This is a genomic window from Anaerocolumna sp. MB42-C2, assembly GCF_030913705.1.
Classification (GTDB): domain Bacteria; phylum Bacillota; class Clostridia; order Lachnospirales; family Lachnospiraceae; genus Anaerocolumna.
Genome location: NZ_CP133190.1, coordinates 6,395,001 through 6,412,100, shown reverse-complemented (window position 1 = coordinate 6,412,100; position 17,100 = coordinate 6,395,001). Strand labels below are relative to the sequence as shown.

Here is a 17,100-nt window from a genome sequence, read left to right as displayed (position 1 = left end):
AATAATGGAGGAAGAAGTTCAAAATGAGAATTCCAAATTGTTAAGATAAAACATTTTAACAATTATGAATTTCATTTTGGAGTTCTTCAAAAGAATTTTGGCCTTTTCAAAATTCTTTTTCACACTTTGTATTTTATCTGAAATCTTGTGAATTAAGATTGATCATTCGGTGTTTTTCTCACATGCTCATGGGTAAATAAGTGATCGGTGCAATACTCATAATTGCCATCACATTTCGAACAAAAACGGAATTCTAAATTCTCATCATCTAATTCTGTGCGTCCGCAGACCGCGCATTTATGTCTGGTAATTGTTTTTTTTCCGTTAAACTCTACTATATTACTTCCTCTTGCTGATTTAACCTGACGTTTATAGTTTGCTTTACGTTTATATTCATTTGGAGATATTTTTTTATAATTTCTTGTCGACAGGAAATAAATCAAAAAGTTTCCTAAAGCCACCAAGATGGCAACACCTACATAATATTGTTTTACCATAACCGCAGTAAATACCTCATAAAGTACGTAGACACCATAAATATATCCTAAATATTTAACCTTTACAGGGATGACAAAGAAAAGTAAAAACTGTACATTGGGGTAAAGTGCCGCAAATGCAAAAAACATGGATCGGTTAATGTAGGTTAACCCTAAAAATATACTATGTCCCGTAAAAATGTACACTATAATTACCGCTAATATATTAAACAAAATTCCTGATATATAATATAAATTAAACCGGAAAGCACCCCATGCGTTTTCCAGAGCATTCCCTATCATATAATATAAATATAATTCAATAGCCAGAAATAAAATATTAGTATTACTGGTAGGCTGTATAATAAAGGTAACGATTCTCCATATCTGTCCATGCAATACTTTATTTATATCCAGCATAAGGTAAGTTTGATAAAATGCAGGGTTAATCATATTGATTAAAAATCCGGCAGCATATAAAAGAATGATATAAAACATCAAATTCGATATTGCGTATCTTCCGTATTTACGGTTCAATTTATTGATAAAGTTCATTTAAAGGTACCACTTCTTTCTTAATTTAAAATCTAAAACGTAATTAAATCAGCTTTCAGAACAAATCTTTTTTTCGGAATATTAGTGCAACAATACTGGTAATAACAAAAGCAACCGCTGTTACGATATAAAATCCATAGGGTGAGTTGCTTCCAGGTATTCCATGTACATTCATACCGTAAAAACTTGCTATCATGGTTGGTATAGCCATAACTATTGTAACAGTTGCCAAAAATTTCATTACAATATTTAAGTTATTAGAAATTACGGAAGCAAAGGCATCCATGGTACCGCTTAAAATTCCGCTGTATATGTTAGCCATTTCAATCGCCTGTTTATTTTCAATAATAACATCTTCCAGTAATTCCGTGTCCTCAGGATATTGTTTGATATTTTCAATTTTCAACATTTTTTCTAAAACTACTTCATTTGCACGTAATGACGTAGTGAAATATACAAGACTCTTCTCTAATTCAAGTAAGTCTATTAACTCACTGTTCTTGGTTGATATATGAAGCTTATGCTCAATCTCTTCACTTTTTCTGTCAATAATTCTTAAGTATTGAAGGAATACCGTAGCATTCTTATATAGAATCTGCAGAATAAATCTGGTTTTTTTGAAAGTAAAAAACTCTCTTACTCTGCCGTCCATAAAACTCTTCAAAACCTTTGTTTCTTCCAGACAAATGGTTACGATGACATCTTTAGCAATAATGATACCTAAAGGAATTGTAACATACCTGTCCTTATTATTTCTTTCTTCCATAGTTGGTATATCTACCAAAATTAAGGTATACTCATCTTCTACTTCAATTCTGGACCTTTCCTCTTCATCAAGAGGTGCCCTTAGATGATCTATATCGATATGACAGGTTTCAGAGATTTCCAAAAGTTCTGTAGCAGATGGGTTAGTCATAACTACCCAACATCCTTGCTCAATTTCATTAATTTGACGGATTCCATCCTCGTAAGTTTTTAAAATTTCAATCATATTCCGCTCCTTCTACCGCACAAAAAGGCAGTAGAAAGAATCAATTCAATCTATCTAAACTGCCTTGTGCAGTGATTCATTTTATTATTATACCGTCGATAATTACAACTGGGCCCCGCTTCCATTCGGTTCACATCCTTTCAAATAACCTTATTATTTTGTTATATTTTAGTATCTTCTTAATTATATGTTTTATATCTTCTTTTGTCAAATAAAAAACATATTATAAAATACTACATTATTTTTTTATAAATTTAAGATACTATTAATAAAATTTAGTTGAGATGTGTTTAAAGATTTAAAGTTGAAAGAAAATTTTTAATAAGAAAGGAATACCATATGTAATGGGTATTAATAGAATTTGTATTTTAGATAAAAATTATTTTCGATTTACAAGAAGAATTTTAAAAAGACGATTCACTAAAGTCAATCCTGTCATAACGTCTTAAAAGATGATATGGAAAGGGACTCCCTCTATAATAACACATCGGAAAAAGGCAAAATAACCGGTATCAAGATTAAATGAAATAATGAATTAAACACACATTAATATAATAGGGGAATCGGCTGATCAGAAATTAGGCCAATCCCCTTATTATATATACTTGTATGTTTGCTTTTTAACGTAAGGACTTTCATATTATATTATTTACATATCATAAACTGGAATCATAATTGTCATTCCGGGGGTTATGTCCATTCCGTTCATATTATTAAATTCCAGAACATCTTGCATATCAAGCCCATATTGATCTAATATTGCATTAAGAGAATCTTCATCCTGAACAACGTAAGAAATTACATTATTCCAGGTTACCGGATTCGTAACGGGAATACACAACTCATCTCCTACCTGTAGATTATATATATCCACATAAGGATTTGCTCTTAAGATTAAAGCTAACGGAACATTATATGTCCTGCTTATGTTATAAAGTGTATCACCTTGCTTAATATTATAGATCATACAAGAATAACCGTTATTGTTCATGCAAACCAACTTTCTAATGGCAGGATATCCACTTAGGATTCACCTGTTCTATATTAATTTATAACATTATATTCAATACAGTCCCAGGATGTTCCACTCCGCAATATTTGAATTCTACCGATTAGCAAACAGGTTATTGATATAATTTATCATTAGTATCCTTTGAATCGCCTGTTGCTAATAATTTTATAATTTTTATAAAATTTTTAAATTTCGTTATTGAATTCTTTTATTGAACTTCATTGACATGTGTCGTATAATACTACATGACATCGATTTAATAATCACATGTAAATCTTTCACAAATGTTTATTATCAGAATATTTTAACATAGGTACGCATCTATAGGTATTGTCAGCATCTTCAACGCAGGAGCAAGTTTGACTTTGGTTACTGCTTAATGGTAATCCCACCATAATAGATTATTCGTTACTTGCGAACGAATCAGTTTAAATTTAGCAAGGAGATAGAATTATGATAGATAATAGAATTGCAACCTTAGGCATTGATATAGGCTCTACAACAGTAAAAATTGCAGTGCTTGGGCAAAATAAAGAAATACTTTATTCTGAATATGAACGACATTATGCTAATATTCAGGAAACCTTGGCAAAGCTTATGATAAATGCTCACAAAAAATTAGGTGATATAGAAATTGCTCCAATGATAACCGGTTCCGGCGGCCTGACTATTTCAAAACACCTGGGAGTACCTTTCGTTCAAGAAGTTGTCGCAGTTTCAACTTCACTCACTGATTACGCACCTCAAACAGATGTAGCCATAGAGTTAGGCGGTGAAGATGCTAAAATCATATATTTCACCAATGGAATCGATCAGAGAATGAACGGTATCTGTGCGGGAGGTACCGGCTCCTTTATTGACCAGATGGCGACTTTATTAAGAACGGATGCCTCAGGTTTAAATGAATACGCTAAAGATTATCAGGCTATTTACCCTATCGCAGCCCGCTGCGGAGTATTTGCTAAATCAGATATACAGCCGCTCATTAATGAGGGTGCCACCAAACCCGATTTAGCCGTTTCCATATTTCAGGCCGTTGTTAACCAAACAATCAGCGGTTTAGCGTGTGGTAAACCTATCCGGGGTAATGTCGCATTTTTAGGAGGCCCGCTGCATTTCTTAACTGAATTAAAAGCAGCGTTTGTAAGAACCCTTAATTTGACTGATGAGCAGATTATAGCCCCGGAACATTCCCATTTATTTGCAGCAACCGGAGCTGCAATGAACAGCAAAGGGGAATCACTAACCAACTTTGATGATTTAATTAAGAAGTTAACCTCAGGTATAAAAATGGAGTTTGAAGTCAGCCGAATGACTCCCTTATTTAAAACTGAATCTGATTATACTATATTTAAAGAACGACATTCCTTACATTCTGTTAAAAAGGGTGACTTAAATACATATGATGGCGATTGCTTTTTAGGCATTGACGCCGGTTCTACTACAACTAAAGTAGCTGTTGTAGGTGAAGACGGTACTCTTCTCTACTCTTTTTACAGTAATAATAACGGCAGTCCTTTAAAAACAGCTATAAAAGCGATTAAAGAAATCTATTCCATCCTGCCGGACAGTGCCAGAATTGTACGTTCCTGCTCAACAGGATATGGTGAGGCCTTAGTTAAAGCAGCCCTTATGTTAGACGAGGGTGAAGTAGAAACGGTTGCACATTATTACGCCGCTGCTTTCTTTGAACCTAAGGTCGACTGTATCTTAGATATCGGCGGCCAGGATATGAAATGTATAAAAATTAAAAATAATTCTGTTGACAGCGTTCAGTTAAATGAAGCCTGTTCCTCAGGTTGTGGTTCCTTTATAGAAACTTTTGCTAAATCTTTAAATTATGAGGTTGCCGATTTTGCTAATGTTGCATTGTTTGCTAAAAATCCCATCGATTTAGGTTCCAGATGTACAGTCTTTATGAATTCGAAAGTAAAACAAGCACAAAAAGAAGGCGCCAGTGTTTCTGATATTTCAGCCGGTTTAGCCTATTCCGTAATAAAAAATGCAATCTATAAAGTTATAAAGATTACGGATCCGAAAGACCTTGGTGAGAATATCGTGGTTCAGGGCGGAACGTTTTATAATGAAGCAGTTCTTAGAAGTTTCGAACTTTTAGCAGGCTGTGAGGTTGTACGTCCGGATATTGCCGGGATTATGGGCGCTTTCGGTGCAGCATTAATTGCCAGGGAACATTATGAAGATCAAGAAACTACTATGCTTACTATTGATAAGATTATAGCCTTAAAAATTGAATCTTCCATGGCAAGGTGCAAAGGCTGTACAAACAACTGCCAATTAACGATTAACCGTTTTTCCGGCGGCAGACAGTTTATTACAGGAAACCGTTGTGAACGTGGTTTAGGGAAAGAAAAAAACAAAGATAATATACCTAATTTATTTGAGTATAAATTAAAACGCCTCTTCTCATATGAACCTTTAGAAGATGATAAAGCATTCCGTGGTAAAGTAGGTATTCCAAGAGTTCTAAATCAATATGAAAATTATCCTTTCTGGTTTACATTTTTTTCGGAAATGGGGTATAAAGTAATTTTATCTCCGGAGTCAAACCGCAAAATCTATGAACTTGGAATTGAATCCATACCAAGCGAATCAGAATGTTATCCTGCTAAACTGGCTCATGGACATATTATGTGGTTAATAAAACAGGGCTTGGATTTTATATTCTACCCCAGTGTACCATATGAAAGAAAAGAAGTCCCTGGTGCCAATAATCATTATAACTGTCCTATTGTAGCGTCGTACAGTGAAAATATTAAAAATAATGTTGAGGAATTACGTAACGGAAATATCAATTATCAAAATCCGTTTCTATCCTTTGAAAACGAAGAAATTATATGCAAACGTTTAATTGATGTTATGAAAGATTTAACCGATACCTCAGATACGGAAGTGAAAGCTGCGGTACATAAAGCTTGGCTGGAATTAGAAGCCGAGAGAGCGGACATTAGAAAAAAAGGGGAAGAAACCATTGCGTATCTGAAAGAAACCGGTAAAAAGGGCATTGTTCTGGCCGGACGCCCTTACCACGTAGATCAGGAAATCAACCACGGTATCCCGGAATTGATTAATTCCTATGGTGTTGCTGTTTTAACAGAAGATAGCATCTCCCATCTGGGAAATGTAGACCGGCCATTAGTAGTTGTGGATCAATGGATGTATCACTCCAGATTATATGCTGCTGCATCTTTTGTAAAAACTATGCCTAATCTGGAACTGATTCAATTAAATTCCTTTGGCTGCGGTTTAGATGCTGTTACTACAGATATGGTAAATGATATCCTTTCTAAATCCGGTAAAATATATACCGTACTCAAAATTGATGAAGTTAATAACTTAGGTGCTGCAAGAATCCGTATCCGTTCCCTGCTGTCAGCAGTTAAAGACAGGGAACATAAGCATATTGTAAAAGCCAAGGTTGTATCCAATGCATTTGACAGGGTTATTTTTACGGAACAAATGCGTAAAGATTACACGCTTCTTTGCCCTCAGATGTCACCGATTCATTTTGATATCCTAAAGCCGGCTTTAAAAGCCAACGGATATAACGTGGAAATTCTGGATAATGACAATCACTCTGCTGTTGATGTGGGACTTAAGTATGTAAATAATGATGCTTGTTATCCATCACTTATGGTCGTAGGCCAGATTATGGATGCTCTATTATCAGGCAAATATGACGTAAATAAAGTAGCTGTTATGATAACCCAGACCGGAGGCGGATGCCGTGCTACCAATTATATTAACTTTATCCGCAGGGCTTTAGAAAAGGCGGGAATGTCACAAATTCCTGTAATTTCATTAAGTGTAACAGGTCTTGAGAAAAACCCGGGTATGAAATATACCCCTAAGCTTTTAATCAGTGCTGTTCAAGCTTTAGTCTACGGAGATGTATTTATGCGCGTACTCTATCGTACCAGACCTTACGAAGCTGAACCGGGTTCTGCCAACGCTTTATATAAAAAATGGAATGAGGTATGTAAGACTTCTGTAACGAATGGTAAATGGGGGGAATTTAAAAGAAATTTACGTAACATCGTAAAGGAATTTGATACACTCCCACTCAAAGATATAAAAAAACCGAGAGTCGGGGTTGTAGGTGAAATCCTGGTTAAATTCTTACCGGCTGCCAATAATTATTTAGTTGAATTATTAGAGTCTGAGGGTGCCGAAGCCGTTGTTCCGGATTTAATTGATTTCTTTATGTATTCCTTTTATAATGCAAACTTTAAATCCCAATATTTAGGTTTTAAGAAATCCTCGGCTACTATCGGTAATCTTTTAATCAAAATTGTGGAATACTGCAGAAAAGAAGCTCGAATTGCCCTGGAAAAAAGTACCCGATTCACTCCACCGGTGCCAATACAAAAATTAGCACAATATGCTTCTCCCATCGTTTCCGTTGGTAATCAAACCGGTGAGGGCTGGTTCTTAACCGGGGAAATGGTTGAGTTAATTCATTCCGGAGTTGAAAATATTGTCTGCACCCAGCCATTTGCATGTCTGCCAAACCATATTGTTGGTAAAGGCGTTATTAAAGAATTACGCTTACGTTATCCTAATTCCAATATCGTTGCCGTAGATTATGACCCCGGTGCCAGCGAAGTTAATCAGTTAAACCGTATCAAACTAATGTTAGCTACTGCTGTTAAAAACCTGAACCAGTGATTTATCGGACTTATGAAATCTTTCAATGGAAAATACTAAATGGTCTGTTTGTTATAATTCTTTTTATTTCGAATTATAACAAACAGACCATTCTAAATTATTTAATCGAATTTATAGTTGACCAAAGCATATACCTTAATAATTTAGTGTCAGCCAGATCTCTTGTATGCATCTAACAATGTACAATTCATACACCGTTCTAGATATTTATGATATAAAATATCCTAAATAATATAGTAAGTATATATGTAAAGGATAGAATATATAAAAGAAATACTTATATCCTTTTCCCTTTTTTCCGTTATACTATATCATAAAAGGTAATGCGAAAATTACCATCCTATGATAACTTGTCAATGTAAAAAACGGGTGTGATAAACCGGTATAATCTCCATATCCATAATTTGTGCAAAACACGCTATGGTATAATACATAAAATATGGCAGGATGGATTCAAATTTTATTAATAAACGAGCTACTATATTTGTTACATAAAAAATAGTATAGAATATACAAAAACAGCAATAACCTATAGCCAGCTTTTTTCTGTTATTCTTAGTATAATATAGTACAACACCAAGTACAACAAATGTGAATCCACCTTTCGAAGCAAAAATATATCCAAATAAAGTCCCATAAAAATCAGTCGAAATTGAATCATTACCAATTAACTCATCAACTAGTATGATACCAGTACTAATTAATTGATAAATAAAAAAAACAGTAGATACTTTTACCATTTACTGAGTTCTTATGAAATATATCTATTATTTCAATGATCACACAAGTGGCATATAGTGTGACAAATATATTAATGTAGATTATAATTTACTTAATTATTTTAATGAATTTCTTTTTACCCACTTTAAGAATATCTCCGCAGGCAAGTACCATATCAAGATCGTCTAATACTATACTTTCCCGGTTTATTTGTACTCCGCCCTGGGCAATAAGCCGTCTGAATTCGCTGCCGCTTGGAATATACTTATCACGAATCAGAAGTGGGATAATATCAGCGAGTTTATCCTTATCCAAATCAATGATTAATTCCGGAATATTATCTGGAATTGATTTTCTTCCGAATGCAGTATCATAATATTTAATAGCTTCTTCTACATCCAGAGGAGTATGGTACAGAGAAATTATGACATTTGCCAATTCATATTTAATGTCTCTTGGATTTTTGCCGTTTTCCAAATCATTTTTAATCTCCTCTATTTTATCCGGATGCTCATCCGTTGCTAACTCAAAATACTTTATAATTAACTCATCCGGTATTTCCATTAATTTTTTAAACATAACCTGGGGTGGCTCATTGATTCCAATATAATTACCAAGGCTTTTACTCATCTTTTCTTTACCGTCCAAACCCTCAAGAATCGGCATAAATAAAGCTGTCTGTTGTTCTAGTCCCATTGCTTTTTGCAGATTTCTTCCCATAAGAATATTAAAGGTCTGATCCGTTCCGCCAAGCTCTATATCTGTATTTAAGGCTACGGAATCATATGCCTGCATTAAAGGATATAAGAATTCATGTACTCCGATAGGCACGTTATTTTTATATCTGTTTTGGAAATCATCACGCTCTAACATTCTCGCAACCGTTGTTGTAGCTGCTAATTTTATAACATCATCAAACTTTAATTCTCCAAGCCATTCACTGTTAAATCGTATTTCGGTTTGATCAGGCTGTAATATTTTAATTATTTGGTCTGTATAGGTTCTCGCATTTTCTTTTACCTGTTCATCCGTAAGGGCTACCCTGCCTTTCGATTTACCGGTTGGATCACCGATTTTACCGGTGAAATCACCAATGACAATTACTGCTTTATGACCTAAATCCTGCATTTGTTTTATTTTTCGTAATACAACAGCATGGCCTAAGTGTATATCAGGAGCGCTTGGATCCAGTCCAAGTTTAATAATTAATGACTTATTCTCTTTTATGGATCGTTCCAGTTTTATTTTCAGTTCATCCATACCTACCAAGCGGTCTGATCCCTTTGTAATTATTTTAATTTGTTCCTCAATGTTTGTTTGCATTCCTTTACTCCTTTTTTCTTAATAAATTAAGATTGGATAAGTACAGGCAGGTGTAATTCCACTCGGATTTCAGGGCATTTTATTTTATAAGGGAGTTCACAGAACTTTCCTTTATAATAACAAAGCGGTCAAGCCAGTGACTTCTACCAAAGGATAATATCCTTTTTTGCATGTCGTGTGCATCCTCCGAAGGGTTATTATCTCATAGAATGACATCCTGTGAGATAAAAAAAACTCCCGTCCTTATATATCAAAAGGACGAGAGTAATATCTCGTGTTACCACCTTAAGTTTATAGACAATTCACATTGTCTACCTCTTCAAGTACTCCATCTAATCAATGGGTTATACTCTAGCACTATAACGTGTGCAGGAATCCGTCACAGCCTACTTAAATAATGTTCGGTGTGAAGCTCAAAGATGTATTCATAATCAGCCTGCCATGCACCTCTCATCAACCGGTTACTTTCTGTCTGGATTACTGGTTATTACTTATTCTTATCAACGCTTTAATATAAATTATTAAATTTAGTTACATCCAATAATGTATGAAATAAACTATACATAGTATATTTACATTTTAAGTATATGTCAAGTAAAATTTTTATCTAAATTGTTTCAGTTTGGCCTACAGCTGAATTATAACAATTTATGTACAGGCATATGCATTCAGAATAATTTCGCCAGATAAGTCTCGCATTTTATATGACTTTCGTTTCACTACACTCATAAAAACATCTCACAGTATCATAGTCTTAACTGCAACAATATATTAGCCATTTTATTATACACGTTATTTCTATTACAGTTAATTCTATTACAGTTTTTTATTTATGTATCTTCAATCTGCCAATCAATCGGCGCTATATCGTGTTCCGTAAGAAATTGATTGGTTTTACTAAAAGGTTTACTTCCAAAAAATCCTCTGTACACTGATAAAGGACTTGGATGAGGTGCTTCCAGAATAAGATGTTTCGGGTTATTCAACATGCTTTTTTTCAACTGAGCCGGTCTGCCCCACAATATAAAAACAATTGGTCTGTCCTCCTTATTTACGGCCTGAATAACCGCATCCGTGAATTTTTCCCATCCCTTGCCCTGATGAGAATTGGCTTGGTGTGCTCTTACTGTAAGTACTGTATTAAGAAGCAATACACCCTGCTCTGCCCATTTAACCAGATACCCGTTATTTGGAATCTTACAGCCCAGGTCATCCTGTAATTCTTTATAAATATTTACTAAGGATGGAGGAATATCTACATCGGGTTTTACAGAAAAACATAATCCGTGTGCCTGACCATCGTTATGATAAGGATCCTGTCCAATTATTACAACCTTTACTTTTTCTAGCGGCGTAAGATGAAATGCATTAAAAATATCATCTGCTTTTGGAAATACAGCATAATGATTATATTCATTTTTTACAAATTTATATAAATCCGCATAATATTTTTCATGAAATTCATCGCCTATTACATTTAACCAATCATTCGTTATTGCACTCATAACATTACTCCTATAATTAAAATAGCTAAGCTAATAGATTATTATCTTACGCTTATACCCTTGTCTCTTAAGTATTTCTTTAAATCCATTATTTCCATCTCTTTATAATGGAACAATGATGCAGCTAATACTGCATCTGCTTTGCCTACAGTTAATGCATCATAAAAATGCTCCATTTTACCGGCTCCGCCGGAAGCTATTACCGGAATGGAAACGTTTTCGGAGATAGTCCGGGTTAATTCCAAATCATAACCGTCTTTTGTACCATCACAATCCATACTTGTAAGTAGTATTTCTCCGGCTCCCAATGCATTTGCTTTCATAGCCCATTCCACTGCATCAATACCCATATCTATTCTGCCGCCGTTCTTGTAGATATTCCAGCCTGATCCATCTTCTCTTTTCTTGGCATCAATAGCAACAACAACACACTGACTGCCGAATTTATCGGCTGCTTCAGAAATCAGATTCGGATTAAGAATTGCTGCAGTATTAACAGCAATCTTATCTGCGCCCTCCCTTAATATTACTTTAAAATCTTCTATAGTACGTATCCCGCCACCAACCGTAAATGGAATAAATACTGTTTCTGCAACTCGTCGTACCATGTCAATTTTAATAGTTCTTGCATCGGAAGAAGCCGTTATATCCAAAAACACAAGTTCGTCGGCACCTGCTTTATCATATGCCTTACCAACTTCTACGGGATCACCTGCATCCCTAAGATTAACAAAATTTATCCCCTTAACGACACGCCCATTATGGACATCCAAACAAGGTATTATTCTCTTTGTAAACATGTTTACCTCCAATTCCTGCACACTGTTTATCTTATTTGACTAATTCTGCAAAATTTTTTAATATTTTAAGTCCAACTTCACCGCTTTTCTCAGGGTGAAACTGACAGGCATATATATTTTCTTTCTCAATTGATGCATGAATTAAGGTACTGTAATTTGTTGTCGCAACGACTTCATTTTTATTTTCCGCAACTAAATAATAGGAATGAACAAAATATACATATGCGTTATTATCTATTCCTTTAAAAAGTTTAGATTCCGGCTTAATATCCAGGGAATTCCATCCCATATGAGGGATTTTAAGCCCTTCACAATCCGGTATTCTTACAATCTTACCTTGTAAAATTCCTAAGCCTGGAATACCAACCGATTCTTCACTACTTTCAAAAAAAAGCTGAAGACCTAAGCAAATTCCTAAGAAAGGCTTTTTAGATGCAGCTACTTCTTTAATTGTATCAACCAAATGATAACTGTTTAATTTGTCCATTGCATCACCAAAGGAACCTACTCCCGGTAAAATAACTTTATCTGCTTTTAAAATCTCATCTCTGTCTCTTGTTATAGTAGTATTTTCTCCTAAGTATTTTAAAGCCTTTTCAACACTTTTTAAATTTCCGGCATCATAGTCTATTACAGCAATCATTTTATACCATACCTTTCTTTGTATCTGCTTATTTCCTTAGCACTAACGGAAATAAGCATAAAGGGTTGTTGCTAAACGTGCAATAACCCTTTATGCCTCTTTGCATATTTATTTCATTTTTTCTAAAACAGTATTAAATACTTTAATACTGTACTGTGTCTGGTCATCGGTTTTATTTAAAGCAATTGCTTCTTCCTCACTTAAATTGAATTTATTCTTCAATTCTTTAACAATTTGCTCTTTCACACTGTCCATATCTTTTTTTATACCCAAATCAGCTGCACGCTTAATATATTTATCATATCTTTCAATTCCTTTTAATAAAGAATCCAACGCCTGTGGATACATCTTAATATCAATATAATTATTGTAAGAGTTTAACTCTTTATTAACATACATTACTGTCATGATTTTATCATATATTTCCTTATCACTCTTTCTGATATCCAACCCATATATATCCTTATAAGCTTCGGTATACCGCTGTCTTGAGAAACTGACCTTGGCATTTTTAATATCCAGTGAATAGGAATATTGATTCGTTCCTATTATAACAAATCCACCGATTAAAATAAAGAATGTCATTACAAAAATTACTGCTAATTTATTAATTTTTACATTATCTTCATTATCTTCTATTACTTCTTTTACTTTTGGTTCTTTCTTGATCTTAGCGACTTTCTTTTTATCTGGTTTTTTCTTTACTGCTTTCTTTTCATTAGCTTTTTTCTTTTTTACATCTTTAGCTTCTTCGCCAATGTTATCTTCAGTTATATTCCTTTTTTCTTTCTTAACCGTTTTCTTTACCGCTTTACTCTTTTTAGCTTTTTCTGCTTTTTTGCTGACAGTCTTTTTATCTTTGATAACTTCTGTGTCAGCTTCCAAAGCTATTTCTTTTTTTGTATCTTCTTTTTTACCAAATATTTTCTGCCAAAAACTTTTCTTCTTTTCTTTGGTTTCCTTTTTATTATCCTTGTTATCCACTTCAGAAACGGATGGATTGATACTGCTTATATTATTTTCTTCCTTATCTTTCAAAGAATCCACAGCGCTTAAAACATCTGAAAAAATACCACTCATATCATTTGCAGTATTAGGCATATCTTCCTTTATGTCGGATTCTTCCTGAAAGTCATCTGCAATTTCTTCCGCCAAATCATCAATTGATAAAATATCTTCCATTTCATCAGGATAAGGTGCTTCTTCTGGTGTAGAAACCTGTTCTAATGACTCCATCACAGTATTGGAATTTTCTTCTTTATTGGTATTGGCTTCATCCTGCGCAGATATCATATCCAGCAAAGCTAATAAATCCTCATCCGTATCTTCTATCTCAGGAATGTCATTTTCATCATAATAAGAATTTTCTTTACCACTATCTAATTGCTTATCAGAATTCGAATCTTCAGTAGAATCTTTAAGCAGAGATAAAATATCGTCATCCGTAATAGTATTTAATTCGTTTTCTTTATCTTGTTCGTCTCTCAAATTTTTTTCATCCTGTTTCGTAATATTTTGTGTTATTTTTTATTTAATTTCATTACTAATTCATAAAGTATTATAACTACTCGTATTCGCAAAATCAGAATTTTATCTGGTGTTATTTTCTCACTGCTTAGTTTTCGTTTACTAATCTGTGAATTTGTAACAGATTTTAAAAGAATATCTAAATAAGCTTCATCCAGTTTTGCTCTATTATTATCAAAACATTTCTCGCAATATCCTTATCATCATCCGGAATATTAGTTTTGCGCAATCTGCACACTGCCATCTGAAGCTCACTCCTCATAAATTCGATGAATGTTTTTTGTTACGTTAGTCACCAAAATTAGGTTCCATCAGTAAAAGTATAATATTGAATTTATTTTAATATAAATTTATCTAATACTTCTACCAGAGAACCGATCTCCGGTTTTGTAATTTGTGCATCTGCTCCGATTGATTCTCCTTTTCTCATCATTTCTTCATTTATTAAAGAAGAGAAAATGATAATAGGTAAATCTTTTAATTCCGGATCCGTTTTAACTAACTTTGTTAAATGATGTCCATCCATCTGAGGCATTTCAATATCTGTTATTATACATTTAACACTTGATTTTATGATTTTGTCTTTTTTATACCCCTGGAGTTTATTCCATGCGTCTAATCCGTTAACCGTAGCTGTAATATTCGTATATCCGGCTTTAGTAAGACATTCCTGTATTAATTTACTTAATAAAGGAGAATCTTCAGCTATTAATATTGGGGCTTCATTACGATTCCTTACACCTAAATGATTTATATCGGATACTTTTAAACCTGTCTCAGGACTAATATCGGATATAATCTTCTCAAAATCAAGTACTATAATAAGTTTTTCTTCTAATTTAATAATACCTGTTGCAATTGAATTAATTGTTTCATCCGGTTTATTAATGTCTTCCCATGAGATTCTATGGATACCGACTACACCATGGACATGAAATGCAACATTTAATTTATTAAAATTAGTTATAATATTCATATCTGTTGCCATGTTAGAATCAGGAATATTTAGACATTTAGCTAAGTTAATAACTGTAATTATAATATCTCTTGGCATAAAGATACCTTCAATACACGGATGGGCATTGGGTATCGGTGTTGGTGTCTGATACGGTAATATTTCCCTAATCTTTGCTACATTAATTCCATAAAAATTATTTCCAACCTTAAATTCTAATATTTCTAATTCATTAGTTCCACTTTCCAACAATACTCCAGTATCCATAGTTCCAGCCTCCGTTATGCTAAGATTCTTTCAGTAATTTTTTTATTGATTAATTTTATTATATTATATTTTTCTATAAATTTCAAACTTATTTGATAAATTTCGGCATTAAAAAAGACCTAAAAATCCATACTTTGGTATTTTTAGGTCTATAATACTATATTAAATATTAACATCATTTTTTACTTAACTAACACATTGATTATTTCACTTTAATATGAACAAACACTTTATGGTCAAGCCCTCGACCTATTAGTATTAGTCAGCTCCATACATTACTGCACTTCCACCTCTAACCTATCCACCTTGTCGTCTTCAAGGGGTCTTACTGCTTTCGCATGGGATATCTTATCTTGAGGGGGGCTTCACGCTTAGATGCCTTCAGCGTTTATCCCTTCCCGACTTGGCTACTCGGCCATGCACTTGGTAGTACAACCGATCCACCAGAGGTCAGTCCAACCCGGTCCTCTCGTACTAAGGTCAGCTCCTCTCAAATATCCTACGCCCGCGCCGGATAGGGACCGAACTGTCTCACGACGTTCTGAACCCAGCTCGCGTACCGCTTTAATGGGCGAACAGCCCAACCCTTGGGACCTACTACAGCCCCAGGATGCGATGAGCCGACATCGAGGTGCCAAACCACTCCGTCGATGTGAACTCTTGGGAGTGATAAGCCTGTTATCCCCAGGGTAGCTTTTATCCGTTGAGCGATGGCAATCCCACTTTATACCACCGGATCACTAAGTCCTAGTTTCCTACCTGCTCCACCCGTCGGTGTCGCAGTCAAGCCTTCTTATGCCTTTGCACTCTGCGAATGGTTTCCAACCATTCTGAGAAGACCTTTGAGCGCCTCCGATACCCTTTCGGAGGCGACCGCCCCAGTCAAACTCCCCACCTGACATTGTCCACTGCCCGGATCACGGGCACATGTTAGAAATCCAATACTGCAAGGGTGGTATCCCAACAGTGGCTCCACCACGACCGGAGTCGTAGCTTCCAAGCCTCCCACCTATCCTGTGCATGCAATACCGAATCCCAGTATCAAGCTAGAGTAAAGCTCCATGGGGTCTTTCCGTCCTGGCGCAGGTAACCAGCATCTTCACTGGTATTTCAATTTCACCGGGTGCATTGTCGAGACAGTGCCCAAATCATTACGCCTTTCGTGCGGGTCGGAACTTACCCGACAAGGAATTTCGCTACCTTAGGACCGTTATAGTTACGGCCGCCGTTTACTGGGGCTTAAGTTCAACGCTTCGGATTGCTCCTAACATCTCCCCTTAACCTTCCAGCACCGGGCAGGCGTCAGCCCATATACTTCACCTTTCGGTTTTGCATAGACCTGTGTTTTTGCTAAACAGTTGCTTGGGCCAATTCTCTGCGGCCTGTATTTCTACAGGCACCTCTTCTCCCGAAGTTACGAGGTTATTTTGCCGAGTTCCTTAACAATGCTTCTCCCGTCGGCCTTAGGATTCTCTCCTCATCCACCTGTGTCGGTTTACGGTACGGGCTTATATAAAACAATAGCGGCTTTTCTTGGCAGTTAGCTCACCAGCTTCCCTACTTTAAATTTCGGTCCGCATCACGTCTTCGTATTGTGTGACGGATTTGCCTGCCACACTACTACCACGCTTGCACCGGTT

Annotated in this window: 11 protein-coding genes, 1 rRNA gene and 1 other annotated feature (1 of these 13 cut by a window edge); of the genes, 1 reads left to right on the top strand and 11 read right to left on the bottom strand. The window is 35.1% G+C overall.

Annotated elements, in window-relative coordinates; genetic code table 11:
- Window positions 1-152: 152 nt before the first annotated feature.
- The 3 genes from RBU59_RS28425 to RBU59_RS28415 all read right to left on the bottom strand — a co-directional run bounded on the left by RBU59_RS28425 (window position 153) and on the right by RBU59_RS28415 (window position 3,013).
- Window positions 153-1,031 carry a rhomboid family intramembrane serine protease gene (locus RBU59_RS28425; RefSeq protein ID WP_308145824.1) on the bottom strand — a complete coding sequence of 293 codons (879 nt, stop codon included), beginning with the start codon at window positions 1,029-1,031 and terminating at the stop codon, window positions 153-155.
- Window positions 1,032-1,086: 55 nt separating this feature from the next.
- The gene (locus RBU59_RS28420; RefSeq protein WP_308145823.1) at window positions 1,087-2,022 is read right to left on the bottom strand and encodes a magnesium transporter CorA family protein; all 936 of its coding nucleotides are present in this window, start codon (window positions 2,020-2,022) and stop codon (window positions 1,087-1,089) included.
- Between the two features lie 649 nt (window positions 2,023-2,671).
- The gene (locus tag RBU59_RS28415; RefSeq protein ID WP_308145822.1) at window positions 2,672-3,013 is read right to left on the bottom strand and encodes a lytic transglycosylase; all 342 of its coding nucleotides are present in this window, start codon (window positions 3,011-3,013) and stop codon (window positions 2,672-2,674) included.
- Between the two features lie 471 nt (window positions 3,014-3,484).
- On the opposite strand from RBU59_RS28415, the gene RBU59_RS28410 reads away from it, so the two are divergent.
- Entirely contained in the window at window positions 3,485-7,720 is a 4,236-nt protein-coding gene (locus tag RBU59_RS28410; RefSeq protein WP_442871723.1) for an acyl-CoA dehydratase activase-related protein, read from the top strand.
- A gap of 353 nt (window positions 7,721-8,073) precedes the next feature.
- Here the strand turns inward: RBU59_RS28410 and RBU59_RS28405 are convergent, their stop codons facing one another.
- The 8 genes from RBU59_RS28405 to RBU59_RS28370 form a co-directional block, all read right to left on the bottom strand.
- Complete coding sequence (locus tag RBU59_RS28405) at window positions 8,074-8,460, bottom strand: hypothetical protein (RefSeq protein ID WP_308145820.1); 387 nt, start codon at window positions 8,458-8,460, stop codon at window positions 8,074-8,076.
- Window positions 8,461-8,548: 88 nt separating this feature from the next.
- Entirely contained in the window at window positions 8,549-9,763 is a 1,215-nt protein-coding gene (gene tyrS, locus RBU59_RS28400; RefSeq protein WP_308145819.1) for a tyrosine--tRNA ligase, read from the bottom strand.
- A gap of 251 nt (window positions 9,764-10,014) precedes the next feature.
- Window positions 10,015-10,276 (bottom strand) — a binding site (T-box leader).
- A gap of 317 nt (window positions 10,277-10,593) precedes the next feature.
- The gene (locus RBU59_RS28395) at window positions 10,594-11,268 is read right to left on the bottom strand and encodes a uracil-DNA glycosylase (protein WP_308145818.1); all 675 of its coding nucleotides are present in this window, start codon (window positions 11,266-11,268) and stop codon (window positions 10,594-10,596) included.
- Between the two features lie 41 nt (window positions 11,269-11,309).
- On the bottom strand, window positions 11,310-12,068 hold the full coding sequence (gene hisF, locus RBU59_RS28390; RefSeq protein WP_308145817.1) for an imidazole glycerol phosphate synthase subunit HisF: 759 nt from the start codon (window positions 12,066-12,068) through the stop codon (window positions 11,310-11,312).
- 31 nt (window positions 12,069-12,099) lie between these two features.
- Window positions 12,100-12,711, bottom strand: a complete 612-nt coding sequence (gene hisH, locus RBU59_RS28385; protein WP_308145816.1) for an imidazole glycerol phosphate synthase subunit HisH — start codon at window positions 12,709-12,711, stop codon at window positions 12,100-12,102.
- A 108-nt stretch (window positions 12,712-12,819) separates the two neighbouring features.
- The gene (locus RBU59_RS28380) at window positions 12,820-14,199 is read right to left on the bottom strand and encodes a hypothetical protein (RefSeq protein WP_308145815.1); all 1,380 of its coding nucleotides are present in this window, start codon (window positions 14,197-14,199) and stop codon (window positions 12,820-12,822) included.
- 373 nt (window positions 14,200-14,572) lie between these two features.
- A complete protein-coding gene (locus RBU59_RS28375; protein ID WP_308145814.1) occupies window positions 14,573-15,460 on the bottom strand; it encodes a chemotaxis protein in 888 nt (295 codons plus the stop codon).
- A gap of 232 nt (window positions 15,461-15,692) precedes the next feature.
- Window positions 15,693-17,100, bottom strand: a 23S ribosomal RNA gene (locus tag RBU59_RS28370) (it continues 1,568 nt past the right edge of the window).